Below are 18,880 nucleotides of genomic sequence, written 5' to 3' on the forward strand. Positions count from 1 at the left end.
GATGAAACAACAATGCATTCAAGCTGTAGCACAAGCATTAGGCAAGACAACCTTAAACCAGCAAGAGATCCAGAACATTGAACAGCGTGTCATTGATGCAAAGAAGAACATTGCACGTAAAGACCGCCAGCGCTGGCACAACCTGAGCGATACAGAAAAACTAAAAGAAGCCTCGCAACAGGTCGCTTTAGATATTCAGTCTCAGCTACAGCGTAAAAAACAAATTGCTGTGAATGATGCCATTACACAAAGTAAAAACATTGCCGCGCTGGATCATCCCACATTGCCAGCAAGTGAGGTTGTTGATCGCATGGTTGCTGCGCATGGTGATATGTCTGGGATTCAGTCTATTGACTCTAAGGCACGTGCAATCGCTTCAATTTATCGTGGTGATCTTGTCGATTTTTACACAAACATTAAGGGCGGTATTGGTGTGTTCACCGACCAGAATCTTGTTAAAAACATTATTCAAGAGCGCTTTGGGCAAAGCTCTGGTGATGCTTTGGCAAAGCACATCTCCGATAAAATGGGTGATGTCTTTGAAAATATGCGTGACCGATTCAATCGAAACGGCGGCGATATTGGAAAGCTAGATGATTGGGGGATGCCACAGACACATAATTCTGAAAAACTTGCTGTCGCTGGTAAAGAGCAATGGATGGATGATGCAATCCAAAATATCGACCATAGTAAATATGTACATGAAGATGGAAGCATTTACAGCATGGACGAGCTTAAAGAATTGCTCAGCTATGCCTTTGATTCGATCATTATGGATGGTGCAAATAAAATTCAGGTCGGTAAAGCAACCCCTCGAGGCACATCAAAAGTTACGAGCAAGCATAGTGAAAGCCGTGTGCTGCATTTTAAAGATGCGGATGCTTGGATGGACTACCAGAGCAAATATGGCGGCATGCAGTTTGTAGACTTGATTGAGGCACACGTTTCATCAATGTCTAAAGATATTGCACTTGTGGAGGCTCTTGGTAGCAATCCTAAAACGGCAATGAAAGTTCTTATGGATGCTGCCAAAGCAAAGGATTCAATGAGTGGTGGAACTGACTTGGAAAGGAAAAAAAATTCTGAAAAAGCTGATGCAACTCTTAAACGAGCTCAAGTTATGTTTGATGAGCTTACAGGTGGTAATGCCCCTCAATCGCAAGTGCTGGCAAATTTAGGGCTTGCATATAGATCTATGAATGTTGCATCCATGCTTGGTGGGACAACGCTATCATCCGTAACAGATCAGGCAATGATTGCCAAAACAGCTTCAGTGCATAACATCGCGTATCGAAAAACCTTTGGTGAATTAATCACGCAACTCAACCCAGCAAATAAAGCTGATCGTGAGCTGGCGCATAGTCTTGGCCTCGCAACGGAAGAGATGCTAGGAACTATCAACCGATGGGCGGATGATGGATTAACGTCTGTTTACGGAAAATCGGAAAAGCTTGCAAAAATATCCAATGGCGTAGCATCTCAAGTTATGCGTGTCTCTTTTTTGAATGCATTGACTGCTGCCTCTAAAGTTGGATTCTCAAAAATGCTCATGGCTAAATATGGCGATATGACGCGCTCTAGGGCTTGGAGTGATCTTACTGACATTGATAAGGAGTTACTGACTAAAACTGGACTAAGCGAGCGTGCATGGGAAGTGATGCGCCTTGCAGATCCTGTCCTAGACCGAAAGGGCAATAAACTCATGTCAGCCCGTTCGATTTATGAAATACCAGATTCAAAACTTTCACAGTTTGGAGATCCAAAGCGCGTTCGTGAAGAAGTCGCAACCCAGCTACAGACACATTTACTTGACGAACAAGGTATGGCAGTTATCGAAGGTGGATTGCGTGAGCGTACTTGGATGACTGGTGGTTTAAAACGTGGCACAGCAATGGGTGAGATTCTTCGTTGTACACTTCAATTCAAAACGTTCCCATCCGCATTTTTGATGCGCCAAGGTAGTCGCACACTTGCTCAGAATGGATTGAAGGGGAAGGCTGAATATGGGATGTCTCTATTTTTTATGACTACTTTACTGGGTGCTTTGGTCGTTCAGTTAAAGGAGCTGGCTAATGGTAATGATCCACAAACCATGTGGGATAGTGATGATCCACAAAAAACAACACAGTTTTTTAGTCGATCTGTAGTTCAAGGGGGGGGCTTGTCAGTACTTGGTGATATTGTTGCGGCTGGCGTAGATCCGAGTGGTAGAGGTGTGTCCGACTTTATTGCGGGTCCAGCTGGGGGTGATGCAAAAACAGTACTTGGACTGACTCTTGGTAATCTAAACCAATGGTACGAAGGAAAAGATACCAATGCAGCTAATGAGGCGTTTAAGCTTGCAAAGTCAAAAATCCCAGCACAAAACCTCTGGTATACAAAGGCTGCTGTAAATAGAATGTTCTTTGATGAAATACAAGATAGTATTGCACCAGGTTATAGACAGAAGCTTTTAAGAAAAGCACAACGAGAACAAGGGCGCTCCCGGTGGTGGGGTGATGATATTGCTGATATTCAGGCGCCAGATTTTGAGAGGGTTATTCAGTGAGAAGTTTACTGATTTTGTTATTAATTCTTCCTACATATTGTATTGCTGAAAGTATGATGCTTGATAGAGAGGCAATATTTAGCGATGAAAACACATCTAACATGTTCTCAGTTCCAAGCCACGATGAAAGCAATGCTTTAGAAGGGGTTCGGATGGTTTATTGTGCTGATGTGGCTGACTACCTAGACAAGCCTTTGCAGGCAAAAAAACTTTATGAAAAGGGCTTGCTTTTCATGGATAAATATGTGGAGTCAATTTCAAGATTCTCATTAGAGCATAAAGAGCCTGATATTCTTGATTTCTACAAGCCGCGCTATATCAAGGATAAAGAAATTATTAAAGGTATGATTCTACAGAAAACTCTTGAAAGGGCAAATTTAGATATAAATCCTACACCTTCTATGGTCGAAAAAATCAAACAAGAATTGAAGAATTTCTATTCGGATAGCTGTTCTGATTACCTATAAATAATTATTATTTTCACCCAACCCACCAACACCTAAGCCCTCGCATTATTAAAAATTATGCGAGGGCTTTTTTATGCGTGATGATCAGGCGGAACGAATTAAACAACTATCTGAAGACATAGCGGACGATATGATAAATACCGCTTTAATCGCTATGGATATTGGTTTGGAGTCAAAGCAAGCCCGTGGTGATAAAGGGTTCATGTACAAGATTGTGAAAGATCAAGCTGCGGTAATGGGGGCGCTTGAACGCGTTATCGCAATCAAAGAAGGTAAGGTTTTGCCGATTAGTGCCACACCTGAAACCCAAGAAAAACACGAACAGAATTTAATTAAAAAGGCCGAAGCAGAAGCCGCAAAACTGGCAGCTAAATACAGTTAATGACTAAACCAAAGATAAGCTTTTTAGCGTTTTTTATTCTTTGGGCAGAACTGCAAGGCTGGAAAGTACCGGGCTTTCACGTACAAGTTTGCATCTTCCTAGAGAAATTTTATTTGAATGGGCGCACGGCATTGCTCATGATGCCGCGTGGTCATTCTAAGTCAACGATTCTGGATGTATTTAATGCTTGGGTGATCTATTGCTGGCCTAGCACTCAAATACTCCATCAAGGCACAACCGATGCAGATGCCTATAAGTGTAGTAAGGGTACACGTGATGTTTTGCTTCGCCATCCACTTTGTGCAGATAACCTTGCTGTAGCAATCAAACAGGGTGAAATTGAACGTTGGTTTGTTAATGGTACGGAAGATGTGCGTTATGGGACAATGCTTGCCAAAGGTATCTTGTCAGGTGTGACCGGTCACCGTGCGCACTTCATTCAAAATGATGACGTGGAGACACCCCAAACAACCTCAAATCCAGAACAACGAGAGAAGCTACCTAAGAAACTTAGCGAACAAACGCACATTGCAATACCCGGTGCGAAAAAGCTATGGATCGGCACGCCTCATACATATGACTCATTGTATGAAAAAATCAAAAAACAAAAGAAAGTAGAAAAATTTATTTTAAAAATGTTTGAGCATGAGCGCCGTGTTGAAAATGGCGTTGCTGGGCAGATTGTTAATTTAGATTTTGAGCCGATTCATTCGTTTTGCGGTATTGGTACTGGCTCTAAATACCTTGAAAAAGGCGTGCACTATCAATGCAAAAAAGTGGGAGAGCATTGGCAAGTAACATTGCTTGAAGATCACTACATTACGGATTTCTATTCCGAAGGGATCTGGGCGGAGCGCTTTACAAAAGAAGAAATGGAGGCTCGTCGCGAAGAATGTAAAACACTTAACGAGTGGGATTCACAATACCAGATGCATGCTAAGCCTGTTGGTGATGTTCGCTTAGATCCAGACAAGATTATCCCTTATGACTGTGAACCTGTGCTTAAACGAGCAAACAAGGAATATGTTTTAACCCTTGGTGATCGCCGTTTGGTTGGCGCTTCATTCCGCTGGGATCCATCTTCGGGCAAACTTAAATCCGACATCTCATCGACATCACTTGTTTTCCATGACGAGTACGGGAATAAGTACTGGCATAGAGCAATACCATTAACAGGCCCTGTAACCGTAACCAATGAAGGCGGCGAGATCATAGGCGGTCAAGTGTGGCAGCTTTGTGACATTATCGAGGAGTTTAAGCTACCTAAGGTTGTGATTGAGACAAACGGTATCGGTGGTTTTGCACCAGCATCACTTAAAGCTGCTTTGAAGAAACGCCGTATTAGATGTGTGGTAGAAGAAAAGCACAGCACAGAAAATAAGAATAAACGGATTCTTGAAGGAATTGAATCTCCATTATTGTCAGGCATGTTGTGGGCGCACGTTTCAGTTTTATGGGTAGAGAAGGACGGTGGCGAGACCGAAGATACGCCACAAGTAAAACAAATGCGTGAATGGAATCCTGCTATATCAAGCCAGCCAGATGATTATCTTGATTCTTTATCAGGTGCAATTGTTTCAGCGCCAGAGCGAGTTGGAAGGATACACAACGAAATAGAATCAAATGAGTCCCCTAATTGGAGACCAGACAGTGGCGTATTTGAGGCCACTATGGATTTTAGTTAGGAGTGGCTCAATGTCAGTACCAGAACAGATACCCTACGTTGGTTATTACGCCAATGGAATCACAACCGAATTTCCTATCACTTTTGATTTGCATGATGTCGGGTATCTTGTGGTTACCTTGAATAAGGAAATCCCACAAGGAAGCGTTTACACAGTTGATCTGGTTGGAAAGAAAGTTGTTTTCGCGCAACCACCCAAAGATGGTGATCAGATTGAGTTGTATCGAGATACGGTTTTAAACCGAGATACAGATTATAAAACCTACGACAACTCTTTTCGCCCTGAAGCAGTTAACTATGACTTTGATAAGATCATTCATATTCTGCAAGAGCAGAATATGATTGATGCAGAACTGGCCTCACGTTTAAAACAAGAAATTGAGTGGCGACGTACACACGATGCTAATTTTGATGAACTGGCAAAAATGCGTGATGCCCAGGTGTTCGCAGGTTTAAAGGGATATATAGACACTTTATATGCAGGAACGACTCCAAATATTTTTGACGGTGTAACGGCTGGAATTGTTTTTGCCCTTGATAAGAAAAGTGTTCAAACACATTTAGAAATTATCTATCAGCAGCTAGCAGAGGGTAGTGGATCTATAATAGCGGAAAAAAATAGAGCAATTGCTGCTGAGCAAACTTTGCAACAGAATATTACCTCTGAGGTGGGGCGCGCTATGAATTCTGAGGCCGTTCTGGATGGGAAAATTAATGCAGTAGGTGTGGGTAACAAGGCTTATCTAACTTACACAGAAATGGACGCTGATAAAGCCACAATTCCTACCAACTCAAAAGTGACAGTAACAAGTGATCCAGACTTATCTAAGCGAGGGGATTGGCAGTGGAATGGCTCAGTATTTACAAAATCCCCATATGATCCAATTACCCAATCTAAGGCTTATACAGATCAAAAAGCTTCTGAATCAGACAATAAGATTCTTATTGCTAATTTAGAAACACAATCTGCGGTTTTTGGTACATATAAAAATTTTGCAGCAGGAACATTGAGTAATGGTTATATTTCAAAAACCGATGGTTCTGTTATCTCTAATGCCAATTGGAAGTCGACTGATTTTATTAATGTTGATGTTGGCGCATTACTAAAAAGAATAGGCGCGCTGATTGGCTCATCTTCAACAGCAGCTGCTGTAGCATTTTATGATTCAAACAAAACCTTTCTAGGGATTTATACAGATACTGCGGCAAGTTTCGAAATTAAGCCGACTGACCAATATGCTAATGCACGTTATGTGCGCCTAAGTATTCAGCTTGCATCAGTTTCAACAACTACAATTAATGTTTATGTAAGCAATCCATTTATTGTGGATTTCTTCAAAACCAGTGATGTCGCTAAAGGATACATTACTTTAACTGGGGGTTTTGTTCAATCAGATACATGGGAGACATCGCCTTTAATCTCGGTCAAGCAAGGGCAGAAGTTTGTTTATACTGGCAGGGGTAATGCATCACTTGTTGCCAGTATATCTGCGTTCGATAAACAAGGTGCTTTCTTACAGTCTCTATATTCATCATCAGTAGAGTCTAGTTACAACCTTCTTATATCTGACCCTAATATTTCATATATTCGCGCCTCTTCAGCGATAGCGTATGCACATGCCTTTTCTGGATTTTATATACCTGAGTCTAGACCAAAACAGTATTCAACTATTGTTCCAGATGCTGTTTATGCGCTGAAAAATGAGCCGATTTATTTATATTCTGATGGCATTGTAGGTAATGCTGATAATGTCGCGTGGAACATCTCAGGATCAAATGCACGTGTATGTAAAATTAAGCCCACCACGTCGGCGAGCATACCGGTTCAGATTCAAACAACAGAGGATTTAAACTGGAAAAAAACGCTAGCTTCTTTTCCTGTGTTAGTTACAGACACTCCTATTAATCCAAGTGCAATACGCTATGTTCTAGCAATCGGAGATTCAACAACCAAAGGCTATGAAAAGGCAAAAATTGAAGGTGCATGGCCAAACGAATGTAGTCGTCGTTTGAGTGGAGTTGGGTACCGGTTACTTTCTAATGAATTAAGTCCAGCCCCCTTATCAATGACAAACCTTCAATTCATAGGCACTATTGGAGATCAAATTGTTAAGCATGAAGGGCGGGGTGGCTGGCGTGCGTTTCATTACTTGAATAATGCTTCAGTTGGCGAAACCAACCCTGTAATAAATGCATTTTGGAACCCATCAACATCTCAATTTGATTTGAACTATTACTTGTCTCAAAACGGATTCACGGGTGTTAATTCTACAGGCTCAAATTTGACTATTATCATTCAACTTGGCTGGAATGATGTCTATAACAGTACGGCAAAACAATCTGCTATCGATCTTGGTCTATTGATAGATAAGATCCGTTCCACACATGCTAATACAGATATCATTTGTCTAGGCCTAAACCAAGCGCCTGATTTTATGTTTAAGACATATACAGGTACGCGTTTCGTATCAAAGCGTGAAGTATTTGAATCAATTAAGCAATTTAATGATTCTTACAAAGCAATGATTGCGACAAAAACTAATGTCGATTTCTTGCAAATTAGTAGCACATTTTGTAGTGAGATCGGCTATGAGAAAACTACAACTGATCCTGAGACAGATCCAACAAAATTTGACCCTACTTGGCACAAGATAAGTGCGAGATCAACAACCCAGTTAGAGGCTGTTGATGATCATGTGCATCCTAATGCTGTAGGCTACGCTATGATAGCTGATACTGTATTTTATAAGTTGCTATACAAATATTGTCGCTAATACCCAATCAACCAACACAAACCCTGAACTCTAATAAGTTCAGGGTTTTTTATTGATATTAAATAATTGAGGTTGTTATGCAAGAGAACGCAATTCCATGGGTCTTAAAGATCTTTCCAGCAGTAATCGGGGCAATTCTTGCACTTGTTTTGAGTGGGGATATTGATGATAAGGGGAAAATTCAAGTTTCAGTTGGGGTTATCACGAAGTTTGTGTGTAGTGTGACTGTCAGTCTTTATGGCGGTTCAGCATTCATAGAGCACTATGGCTACAGTGCTTCAACCACAATGTTCCAAGGCTTCATCATGTTGATGTTTGCAGTCTTTGGATTGCTTTTCATCGGTATCGCTTATCAATCCATTGCTCTGTTAAAAGGCAAGTCAATGTCACAGGTGATTGCTGAAATTAAGTCGGCTTTTGTTGCAATCATAAGTGGCAAAGGTGGTGAGACATGAATAAAAAACTAACCAAGGAACAGGTAGCCACTCAAGCTACTGTAATCGGTGTTGAGCCTGCCGCACTGCAAGCGGTTATTGATGTTGAGTGCAAAGGTAATGGCTTTAATGCAGATGGCACACCAGTAATTCTCTTTGAACGTCATGTGATGCGTCAGAGATTAATTCTTCACAAAAAACGCTCGATTGCTGATGAGATGATGCGGAAGCGCCCAGATTTATGTAATACATCAGCTGGTGGATATGGTCTTTATTCACAACAGCATAAGAAACTTGAGGATGCTGCTAAATTTGATAGATTCTCAGCACTTGAATCTTGCTCTTGGGGCATCGGACAAGTGATGGGTTATCACTGGTTTAACCTTGGCTATCCATCGATCCAAAGCTTTATCAATGCTATGTATAAAGATGAAGCGTCTCAGCTTGACGCAATGATTCGATATATCAAAACAAATGGCCTTGTAAATGCATTAAATAACAAAGACTGGAAATCTTTTGCGAGAGGTTACAATGGTGCTGCTTATGCTAAGAATAGTTATGATATTAAGCTTGCCAATGCTTACAAGTTGCACAGCCCACACCATTAAAACAAATGTCAGTATTTCGGTTTGCTTGCAATGTGTACAACATTAGCAAGCATCACTCTATCACCTGTTTAAATCCCTTCAACTTTCTTCCCGCCTTAATAAGAAAATAATCAACTTCATGCTGCTGTAGAAATTTAATAGCACCTTCTTTCTCCGTCTTCAATACAAAGTGCTGTGTGTACATGCCACTTATGTCTGAAAAGTCCTGATAATCATCATGTTCATTCTGAACAATGTGCAGATACTTATTGTCCTTCTTTAAGTAGATGTATCTCATACCAACTTCCAACTATCTACAATATCAGCCCAATCTTGAAGCATTTTTCTGCGGCTTTCTAGATATTTTGCATGATTGTAGGTGGCGCGGGTTTTATCAGGATCTTGATGAGCAAGCTGTTTGTTGATCCAATCTGGCTTATATCCTTTCTCATTAAGCAGGGTAGATGCAGTCGCTCTAAAGTCGTGGGTTGTTACTTCTGCTAATCCAACATAAACCAGTGCTCTATTAAGTGTGGTTCGCGATAACATCGCTCCATCTTTACTTGGTGAGGCAAAGACATAAGGCTGATCTGGATTTATTTCATACTGTTCCGTGATAAGTTTGTAGACTTGATCAGACATTGGTACAACGTGCAGATGGTTCTTCTTATTACTACGTTCTTGTAAGCGCCTTCTGGATGCTTTAGGGAAAGAGATAGTCCTTTCATCAAAGTCTATGAATTCCCACTTCATGCGTCTAATTTCAGAAGCACGTAACATAGTATATGCCAATGTAAGCACGGCATTTCGCACTGTGCTAGTTCCACCATAATAATCTATGCGTGTTCTAAGTCTTATTTTTTCCTCTTTTTCTAAAGGTCGGGCATGTTCTGTTTCTGGCTGCTCAATAGCATTACGAACTGCATAGGTTGGGTCGTTGTCGGCTCTTAATGTCACGATTGCATAACAGACGACTAAACTAATAAATCTGCGATTCAAGCTTGCAACTGACTCGCCAGTTCCGCAATGCGAGTACTTTTTAACTCGGGCCATACTGCTGCGCATAATGTACAAAACATCTGCTGAAGTGACTTCTTTAATTGGCTTATGCCCAATGACCTTGTAAATATCTTTTTTCATATATCGCTTAAACTGATCAATATATTCTTCAGATCGGTATTTCATGCCTTCTACAATATATTCCTCAGCAATAGCCTTAAAAGTGTTTTCAGCGGCTGTCTGTTTCTCCATCTTCTTATTCTTTTTATCCAACGCAGGATTTACACCATCTTTGAGGAGAATCTTATTTTCATCCTTTTTCTTTCGTGCCTCTGCTAGAGACACCACGGGGTATTCACCGAGACTGATAGTTCCTTCTTTCCCATTTAAAGTGTATTTCAATCGCCATACCTTCTTTCCAGAAGGGCGTACTTCAATGTATAGTCGTTCTGCATCCAGCACTCTATACATTTTCTCAGTAGGTTTGAGCGATTTTATTTTTGTGTCAGAAAGCATTAGATTACCCGTCCAGTGTTTTTCGTTACCCGTAACTATACCCGTTTTATTGGCAGATTAGTACGTACCAATACCGACTAAAATAGAGCAAAGATGCTGTGAAATAAAGGTACTGGATGAGAGAAACAGATTAATACAGATTTAAGAAGATTCATGTGAATATTTTAATTGCAAACGATGACGGTGTGTTCGCACCTGGCCTACAAGCTTTGGCTCAAGCATTAAAACCTTTAGGTCGTGTGGTTGTGGTTGCGCCTGAAAGTGAACGTAGTGGTTATTCAAGTGCATTAACGCTGGACCGTCCTTTACGTCCTGTTCAAATATCTGAAGATGTCTGGGCGGTAAATGGCACACCAGCAGATTGTGTTTATTTGTCCATGAATGGCTTATTTGATTTTGAATTTGATCTGGTGGTTAGCGGAATCAATAGTGGAGCGAATCTGGGCGATGATGTTTTATATTCAGGGACTGTTGGTGCAGCTTTTGAAGGGCGTTTAATGAAACATCCTGCGATTGCAGTATCTCTTGCAGGCGCGAATGTACGTGCATACGAGCATCCAGAACATTATGCAAAAGCAGCACAATGGGTACATGACTTTATTGCCAAAGGTTTACCGATTTTACCGCCGCGCCATATTTTTAATATTAATATTCCAGATGTTGAGCAGATTCAAGGTGCTCAAGTAACTTATCAAGGGCGCAGGGCACAATCGAAACCGATCAGCAGCCATGTTGACCCGCGTGGACGTCAGGTGTACTGGATTGGATTGGCTGGTGAAGCGGTGACAGATCCGCAGCCTGTCTCGGATTTTATTCAGTCAGACTTCTTTGCTGTGTCAAATGGTTATGTCAGTATTACCCCAATCCAGATGGATGCAACCAACTACACGGTGCTGGAAAATTTACATGCTCATGTAAATGGATAATGGTGTGAATGTTATAACTTTGTGAATAAAGAAAGTGAGAACTCGTTTTTTCTCACTTTTTTGATACTCTTAGCGCAAATAAATTGAGGTTTTTTCGATGAGGGCGAAGATGCACTTAAACCATGTCTCGGTTTTTCTATCACAGAAAATGATTAAAACAATCGTTTTGTCTATGGCGGTTGCGACAGTGGCAGTTATGACAGGGTGTGCATCAAAACCGCAAGTCAATGGTGGAGCACGTCATACGATGCCAGCACCAAACTATTACACGGTGCGTTCAGGTGATACTTTAAGCGGGATCTCAAATCGTTATGGTTTGAACTATCTTAATGTTGCTGCACTAAATGATATCGCACCGCCTTATCGTATTTATGTCAATCAATCATTGCGTTTAAAAGGTTCAGTTGCTCAGCGCACCACATCAACGCAAGCGATGGCGCAAACAGCTCCAATCCAGCGTCAAAGCATTAATTTACCAACTCAGCAACCTGTAGCGCCAAAACCACAACCGGTTGTACCTCGTCCTGTCGTGCCGGCAGTTCCAGTGAATCCGTCATCTTCGACTGTCGCATCAAGCCTGCGTTGGGTTAAACCAGCGAATGGTGCTGTGATTCAAACCTTCAATCTGGCGAGTAATGTAAAAGGTACACGCTATGGCGGTAATGTTGGCGATCCAATTTTTGCTGCTGCAAATGGGCAAGTGGTCTATGCGGCTGACGGCCTAAAAGAATATGGCAATCTGGTATTGGTGAAACATATTGATGGCTATATCACAGCTTATGCACACAACAGCAAAATGCTGGTGAAAAGTGGCGATAATGTGACAGCTGGACAGAAAATTGCAGAAATGGGGTCTTCTGGAGCATCGCAAGTCATGTTGGAATTCCAAGTTCGCCTAGATGGCAAACCTGTGAACCCAAGCACAGTTTTACCAAATTAACTAAAGATTATTAATAAACTTTCAATAATTTATTAATAATCCCCCTAGTCTAAAAATAGACTTCCTTGTATACTTAATTTGATTGCTTTCATTAGAACAATAAGCATATTAATAAATTAAGTTGAGAGGGAAGTCTATGCTAGATCAATTGCGTGCAATGGGGGTCTTTGCTTGCGTTGTAGAAAAAAGTTCTTTTAGTGGTGCAGCAAGGGAACTCGGAATTACAACCAGTGCGGTTAGCCAACAAATCCGTTCTTTAGAACAAGAAATGGATGTGACCCTACTTCATCGTTCAACCCGAAAACTCAGTCTTACCGAAGCTGGACAGGCATTTTTCCTCAGTTGTCAGGAAATGCTGGCTGCAGCTGAACGGGGAAAAATCCGTATTAATGAATTACGTGATGATCTGGTTGGGGATCTGCGTATTGCCACCACACCTGAATTGGGTGCATTACACGTCATTCCTGCACTGTCTCACTGGATGTCGGCGCATAAAGGGCTGGCGATTCATTTTGAAGCAGACCATCGTTATATTGACCTGATCGAAGAGCGTATTGATATTGCGATTCGAATGAGTTTGAAGATGGAAGATCAGCAATTGTCTGCTGTGCCTTTAGCACGTGTAGATCAGGTTCTGGTTGCATCTCCAAGTTATCTGAATCAGGCACAACCGATTACCCGCCCTGAAGACTTACGTCATCATGAGCTGCTTCCAATTACTTTAATGCAAAACTATCAGCATTTTACTTTCCGCCACGGTATTAGTGGGGATGTAGTCAATGTGGATATGAAAACTCGTTTAGGTACTAATAATGTATTCGTTGCCAAGGCGTTATGTCAGCAAGGGCATGGTTTGGCGCGTATTCTCTATATGGATATTCAAAAAGAGCTGATCAATGGATCTTTGGTTGAGGTTCTACCAGATTGGCAACTACCAGCTTATACCTTGCATGCTTTAACCTCGAAGCGTGAACAATACCCAATGAAGGTTCATCGTTGTATTGATGCCTTGAAGCAATATTTTGCCCAGTTACCCGGTGGACGCTCCTTGCAGGGTGTTGCCTAAGTAAAAAGGCCATGTTCCGAAGAACATGGCCTTTTTCTTTATTTGCTTTTCTTTTTAATCATCGATTTTAGCGTTTTAGCTTCTACAGTGTTTTCTTCACTTGCTTTAGCTTTTGCTTCCACCTCATCTTTTTTGGCTTTTTTACGCTTTTTCTTTTTCTTTGGTTCGTCCTCTTCAACCGCTTCGCCGTCTTCGATTGCTTGCCAGTACTCAAGTTGTTCCATCACTGCAGCATAAATCGAGTTTTTGCTGTAGCGACCTTTTTTATCCAGCGTGCCGACTGGGCGCGCCATCAAAATTTCTAAAGCTTGGTCAATGGTGTCAATCGCGTGAACATGGAAGAGACCAGCTTTGACTGCCTCACTGACATCCTGACGTAGCATCAGGTGTTGCATGTTTTGACGCGGAATAATCACGCCTTGTTTGCCAGTTAGACCTTGCAATTTGCAGGCATCATAGAAGCCTTCAATTTTGGCATTGACCCCACCAATCGGCTGAACTTGACCTAACTGGTTCATCGAACCTGTGATTGCCCAAGATTGATCAATCGGGATCTGGCAGATTGCGGAGATCAGTGCAGACAATTCTGCAACTGTCGCACTATCACCATCGACCTGACCATAGCTTTGTTCAAAGGCTAATGCGGCAGAGAAGTGCAGGATTTGTTCGCGACCAAAATGTGCTTTCAGGAAGCTCGACATCAATAACACACCTTTGGCATGTAGAGAGCCGCCCAGTTCGACACTGCGCTCAATATCCAGAATATCACCGCCACCCTGATAAACAGATGCAGTGAGACGAGAAGGCAAACCAAACTCGACATCAGCATAATGAATCACCGAGAGGGCATTGATTTGTCCTAGACGATGTCCAGAGGTTTCAATCAATTGTGTCCCACGAGACAGATCCTGCCAGTAGAGTTCACGTAAATAGCCTAAGCGATATTGGCGGTGATGCAATGCCTGATTGACATGCTCATCGGTCACAATCTTGTCGCCAGCTTTAAATGCATGGTGATGTGCTTCGCGAATTAAGTCACCTAACGTAGAGGCATGCAAAGAGAGTGAGCTTTGGTCTTCAGCCTGACGACTTGAATCCGTCAGTAACGCTGCAAGTGCAGAGCGATCAAAAGGCAATAGCTTGTCGGCTTGTACATAATCCGCAATCAGCTGCATATATGCCTGCTCATTACTGTCATTACGTTGTAATGTATCTGTAAAGTCAGCGCGAATTTTAAAAACACTACCGAGCTCTGGCTCAACCTCTAAAATTTCATAATAAATTTCAGGTTCTGCCAATAAAACTACTTTAATATCAAGGGGAACTGAAGCAGGTTCTATCGAAATACTACCTGTTAGGGTCAACATGTGCTCTAGTGAAGACAGTTTAAGCTGACCAGATTTTAATGCGCGTTTTAAACCCTGCCATGCATAAGGTTGCTCAAGCAGTTGCTCAGCTTCCAGCATTAAAAAACCACCATTGGCCTGATGTAATGAACCTGGACGAATCAAGGTAAAATCAGTGGTAATGGTGCCGTTATGGGTCAGTTGCTCAACATGGCCTAACAGGTTGTAGTGTGTTGGGAAGTCTTCAAAAATGACTGGCGCACCGCTGTTCGGTTTATTTGATACAATGACATTGGCTTGATAGCGTGATGGAACACGGTTGAATAAAGCTGGGGTAAAGTCATCCTCTTCTTGTTCAAGAATGAGCTCAACATTGTCAATAATGTCTTCTGCATAATGTTTTAAATATAAATCCAGACCTGTAACGTCTTTATTTTTATTTAAAATCGATTCTACCCGAGGCGTGACCACTTGCGTTGCGATATCTCGATTTAGACTTGAAACCTGATCGCGTGCATCATCTTCCAGATCACCGAGATGTAATCCGAGGCGCTCAAGTTTCTTCTCCATATAGCGAATATTTGAGGTGATTTCAGCGCGCTCTTTGCTATTGAGCGTATTGAGGTCGCTCTGCGTCAACTCATGATATTCATTATCTTTGAGTTGCATCGGAATAAAGACATGTTTGTCATTACGCGAAATCAGTTTTAAATCGAGTTCTTCACCTTCTTTGGTGAGTTCGACCAGTGCCTGTTGTTGGACATCGCCTGTAGCCTGACGAATACGTTCAATGCGGTTGTGATAACTTTCGGCACTAAAGCGACGTTCTAATTGTTTAAGAATAATTTGCCATGTTTGCTGTAAGGCATTCTGGAATTTAACGCCTTGTCCTGCTGGAAAGCGCAAAGCAATCGGTTGACGCGGATTTTTAAAATTATTGAGATATACCCAGTCGTCTGGGGTTGGCATGGTTTTGGCGTGTTGTTGTAGTAAACGCTTGATCATGGTGCGCTTACCTAGTCCAGCTGTCCCCACAGCAAAAATATTATAGCCAGAATAAGGCAGGGCAATACCCGCCTCAACCGAAGCGCGTGCGCGATCTTGTCCTAAGAAGTTATTAAGCGGCTTGATTCGTTTGGTTGAACTTGGTATTTCCGCTAAATCTGGAATATGTGTGAGTTGGTCTGCACGTAGTGCTGTTTTAATCAGTGTTGGTTGTATGTCCGTCTGCTCAAAAGCGCTTGGAAATGAATTGATCTTCGCTGTAATCGTGTTTGTTGGTGTTAAAGATAAAGTTGTTGCAGTCATTTGATCAAGTTTTTGGGTCACTGTTGCTATCCAACAAATAAACGTAAGTTGAGTAATTAAAGGTATACAGTTTTGGACCTAAAGATCAAGCGAACTTGTGTTTTTTATCGACAAAACAAAAGAATGATTGCATAAAGCAACTTGCAAGCAAGAGCAAGAAACGATTGAATAAGCACATTTATAGATTATTGGAAAATAATAAACAATGACAACGCAAGCCACTGGGTGGGCTTCGGCATTTAAAGCATTTTTAGATCGCCGTGCCCTGATTATGTTATTTCTTGGTTTCTCTGCGGGGATACCAATTTTATTGATTTTTTCTAGCTTGTCTTTATGGCTAGGTGAGGCGGGCATTGAGAAGAGTGCAGTCACCTTTTTTAGTTGGGCTGCATTGGGATATTCCTTTAAATTTGTCTGGGCACCGCTGATTGATGAGTTGCCAGTTCCATTTCTAACCAAAAGCTTGGGTCGCCGTCGTGCCTGGTTGCTGATTGCACAAAGTTTGATTATCTGTGCGATTTGTATCATGGCATTTTCTGATCCGGCACTTGGACAAAGTTATTTGATCCAGATGGCTGTGGGCGCTGTGTTACTGGGCTTCTCGGCGGCAACGCAAGATATTGTGATTGATGCTTATCGTATTGAGCTCGCTGAAACTGAAATGCAGACGGTATTAGCCTCAACTTACAATGCTGGTTACCGTATCGGGATGATTGTTGCGGGTGCAGGTGCTTTGTTCTTGGCGGCTTATCTCGGAACTGCGAAAGGGAATTATATTTATGAGGCTTGGAAATATACTTATTTAACCATGGCCGCAGTCATGGTCATCGGTATTATTACCACGCTTTGTGTACGTGAGCCTCAGGTCAATCGTATCCACAAGCACTACAAAACCACTGATTACTATCGCCTAGTCTTTGTGTTTTTTATTGCAGTCGCTACATTCGTGGTGAGTTATATCTATTCAGGTAATGTAACAGAGGCAATTTCTAAATCAGCAGACATTAAAGACACAGCCGCATTATTTGGTCTGGAAGCCCTGCGCTTTTTAACCGCTACAGCAGCAGCGCTATTGATTGGTTTTGGACTGGTCAAAATCGGTATTGTGAATCAGCAAATGGCGAAAGAAACCTGGGTTGCGCCTATTCTGGACTTCTTTAAGCGTTATGGTGTCAAGCTTGCATTGGTGCTGTTATTGCTTATCGGTTTTTTCCGTATCTCGGACATCATTGCAGGGGTTATTTCCAATGTGTTCTATCAGGATCTAAACTTTAGTAAAGAACAGATTGCGGAAGCCGTGAAGATCTATGGCGTTTTATTTAGCCTGATTGGTGGTTTCCTTGGTGGTTTGCTGGCGCAACGTATGAACATTATGAAACTGATGTTTGTGGGTGCGGTGCTGGCAAGTTCAACCAATTTGATTTTCATTGGTCTGGTGAAATCTGGTCAACCACTGGATCAGGTACAAGTGCAGGTGGGTGAGCAACGCTATCAGGTACACACCGATGAGGTGGGCTATTGGAAGTTGCAAGTACCGAATGAGGTCTTGGCGAAAGCGAATTCAGTTCAAGTGAGTACCCAGTATCAGAATCAAGCTGATTCAAACATTCAACTTGCAGTGCCTTATTTAATTACTTCGCAACAGCCACAAATCCAGTTGTTGCCGATTAGTAATGACGACCAGTTAACGCCAAAAGAGTTAAAACAAAGTCTGGTGATTAAAGGGCAGTTGGCAGGAATCAAAGCTGAAGATTTAAATATTGAACGTCCTGTTGTTTTAAAACTCGATGGTCAGGAATTTGTCGCGAAAGTTGATTCCAATGGTTTATTTACGGGTGCGGTGGACGGCAAGTTGTTGCAAGCATCTAGCAGCAAAACTATTACTGCTTTGGCAAATCTGAAAAATAATACTGGTCATGAATTACTGGCAACACGACAATATCGTATCGATACTGCTTCACATACCGAGGCGCTAGATATTGATATTCAGCCTGTGGCGGTGATTGATCCGGGTCAGGCTGGAACTGTTGAACTCTCAGGTAAGGTGATTAAGAGCTATAGTTCTTTATGGTTGTATTTAGCGATTATTATCGATAATTTAGCCTCTGGTTTGGCAGGTGCGGCATTTATCGCCTTCTTATCTAGTTTAACCAGCGTATCATTTACAGCTGTTCAATATGCGATTTTCAGTTCTCTCATGACGCTCACGCCTAAATTGTTGGGTGGGTATTCGGGAACAATTGTCAGCAATATCGGCTATCCGAATTTCTTTTTAATGACGACTTTAATTGGTATCCCAATTTTAGTTCTTGTGGTTTGGGTCGCGAAACTTTTACGTGATCATGAAAACCAGACAACACAGCAGAAAGGTGAATAACTATGCGCATGTTACATACGATGCTACGAGTAGGTAATTTAGAACAGTCTTTAAAGTTCTACACTGAGGTACTTGGTATGAAATTGCTACGCCAACGTGACTATGAAGAAGGGCGTTTTACGTTAGCATTTGTGGGTTACGGTGATGAAAAAGACAATACCGTACTTGAGCTCACGCATAACTGGGATACTTCTAGCTATGACTTGGGCAATGCTTATGGTCACATTGCGATTGGTGTAGACGATGCTTATAAAGCATGTGAAGAAATCAAGGCTCGTGGCGGTAAAGTCGTACGTGAGGCTGGTCCAATGAAAGGTGGTGTGACGGTTATTGCTTTTGTAGAAGATCCAGACGGCTATAAAGTCGAATTGATTCAACAAGATCAGGATGCCTATAACAACTAATCTTGGCTTTAAAGTTCAAGATTTTTGGCCTAAAACGCTAGCTTTATTTAAATAGCCCAGTATGATGAGTAATTTGATCAAATGGTTGAATTATTCGCCATATTGGGCTTTTTCATTATTAG

Annotated in this window: 14 protein-coding genes; 12 read left to right on the forward strand and 2 right to left on the reverse strand. The window is 41.8% G+C overall.

What is annotated here, in order from left to right; translation table 11 throughout:
• Position 1: 1 nt before the first annotated feature.
• The 7 genes from AWW72_RS10400 (at position 2) to AWW72_RS10430 (ending at position 8,897) form a co-directional block, all read left to right on the forward strand.
• Entirely contained in the window at positions 2-2,548 is a 2,547-nt protein-coding gene (locus tag AWW72_RS10400) for a hypothetical protein (RefSeq protein ID WP_062847277.1), read from the forward strand.
• Positions 2,545-3,015: a hypothetical protein gene (locus AWW72_RS10405; protein ID WP_062847278.1), complete on the forward strand. Its 471-nt coding sequence runs from the start codon at positions 2,545-2,547 to the stop codon at positions 3,013-3,015. The genes AWW72_RS10400 and AWW72_RS10405 overlap by 4 nt, the downstream gene beginning before the upstream one ends.
• A 73-nt stretch (positions 3,016-3,088) precedes the next feature.
• Positions 3,089-3,397, forward strand: coding sequence for a hypothetical protein (locus AWW72_RS10410; protein ID WP_062847279.1), 309 nt, complete (start codon positions 3,089-3,091; stop codon positions 3,395-3,397).
• Complete coding sequence (gene terL, locus AWW72_RS10415) at positions 3,397-5,082, forward strand: phage terminase large subunit (RefSeq protein ID WP_062847280.1); 1,686 nt, start codon at positions 3,397-3,399, stop codon at positions 5,080-5,082. The genes AWW72_RS10410 and terL overlap by 1 nt, the downstream gene beginning before the upstream one ends.
• Before the next feature lie 10 nt (positions 5,083-5,092).
• Positions 5,093-7,855 (forward strand): SGNH/GDSL hydrolase family protein, encoded by a 2,763-nt coding sequence (locus AWW72_RS10420; RefSeq protein ID WP_062847281.1) that lies wholly within the window; start codon positions 5,093-5,095, stop codon positions 7,853-7,855.
• Between the two features lie 77 nt (positions 7,856-7,932).
• On the forward strand, positions 7,933-8,310 hold the full coding sequence (locus tag AWW72_RS10425) for a hypothetical protein (RefSeq protein WP_062847282.1): 378 nt from the start codon (positions 7,933-7,935) through the stop codon (positions 8,308-8,310).
• Positions 8,307-8,897, forward strand: coding sequence for an N-acetylmuramidase family protein (locus tag AWW72_RS10430; RefSeq protein ID WP_062847283.1), 591 nt, complete (start codon positions 8,307-8,309; stop codon positions 8,895-8,897). Before AWW72_RS10425 ends, AWW72_RS10430 begins: the two co-directional genes overlap by 4 nt.
• Before the next feature lie 273 nt (positions 8,898-9,170).
• Here the strand turns inward: AWW72_RS10430 and AWW72_RS10440 are convergent, their stop codons facing one another.
• A complete protein-coding gene (locus tag AWW72_RS10440; protein WP_062847285.1) occupies positions 9,171-10,391 on the reverse strand; it encodes a tyrosine-type recombinase/integrase in 1,221 nt (406 codons plus the stop codon).
• 155 nt (positions 10,392-10,546) lie between these two features.
• Here AWW72_RS10440 and surE point away from each other — a divergent pair, with 155 nt between their 5' ends.
• The 3 genes from surE (at position 10,547) to AWW72_RS10455 (ending at position 13,323) form a co-directional block, all read left to right on the forward strand.
• Positions 10,547-11,317 carry a 5'/3'-nucleotidase SurE gene (gene surE, locus AWW72_RS10445; protein ID WP_004770469.1) on the forward strand — a complete coding sequence of 257 codons (771 nt, stop codon included), beginning with the start codon at positions 10,547-10,549 and terminating at the stop codon, positions 11,315-11,317.
• A 109-nt stretch (positions 11,318-11,426) separates the two neighbouring features.
• Positions 11,427-12,257 carry a peptidoglycan DD-metalloendopeptidase family protein gene (locus AWW72_RS10450; protein WP_062847286.1) on the forward strand — a complete coding sequence of 277 codons (831 nt, stop codon included), beginning with the start codon at positions 11,427-11,429 and terminating at the stop codon, positions 12,255-12,257.
• A gap of 136 nt (positions 12,258-12,393) precedes the next feature.
• Positions 12,394-13,323 carry a LysR family transcriptional regulator gene (locus tag AWW72_RS10455; RefSeq protein ID WP_004770466.1) on the forward strand — a complete coding sequence of 310 codons (930 nt, stop codon included), beginning with the start codon at positions 12,394-12,396 and terminating at the stop codon, positions 13,321-13,323.
• A gap of 38 nt (positions 13,324-13,361) precedes the next feature.
• On the opposite strand, the gene AWW72_RS10460 is transcribed toward AWW72_RS10455, so the two are convergent.
• Entirely contained in the window at positions 13,362-15,998 is a 2,637-nt protein-coding gene (locus tag AWW72_RS10460; RefSeq protein ID WP_062847287.1) for a Lon protease family protein, read from the reverse strand.
• Positions 15,999-16,182: 184 nt separating this feature from the next.
• Between AWW72_RS10460 and AWW72_RS10465 the strand changes: the two genes are divergently transcribed.
• Both AWW72_RS10465 and gloA read left to right on the forward strand, forming a co-directional pair.
• A complete protein-coding gene (locus AWW72_RS10465; RefSeq protein WP_062847288.1) occupies positions 16,183-18,354 on the forward strand; it encodes an AmpG family muropeptide MFS transporter in 2,172 nt (723 codons plus the stop codon).
• A 2-nt stretch (positions 18,355-18,356) separates the two neighbouring features.
• Positions 18,357-18,758: a lactoylglutathione lyase gene (gloA, locus tag AWW72_RS10470; protein ID WP_004770462.1), complete on the forward strand. Its 402-nt coding sequence runs from the start codon at positions 18,357-18,359 to the stop codon at positions 18,756-18,758.
• Positions 18,759-18,880 lie beyond the last annotated feature (122 nt).

Origin of the sequence: Acinetobacter sp. NRRL B-65365 (assembly GCF_001605865.1) — a bacterium.
GTDB lineage: Bacteria > Pseudomonadota > Gammaproteobacteria > Pseudomonadales > Moraxellaceae > Acinetobacter > Acinetobacter vivianii.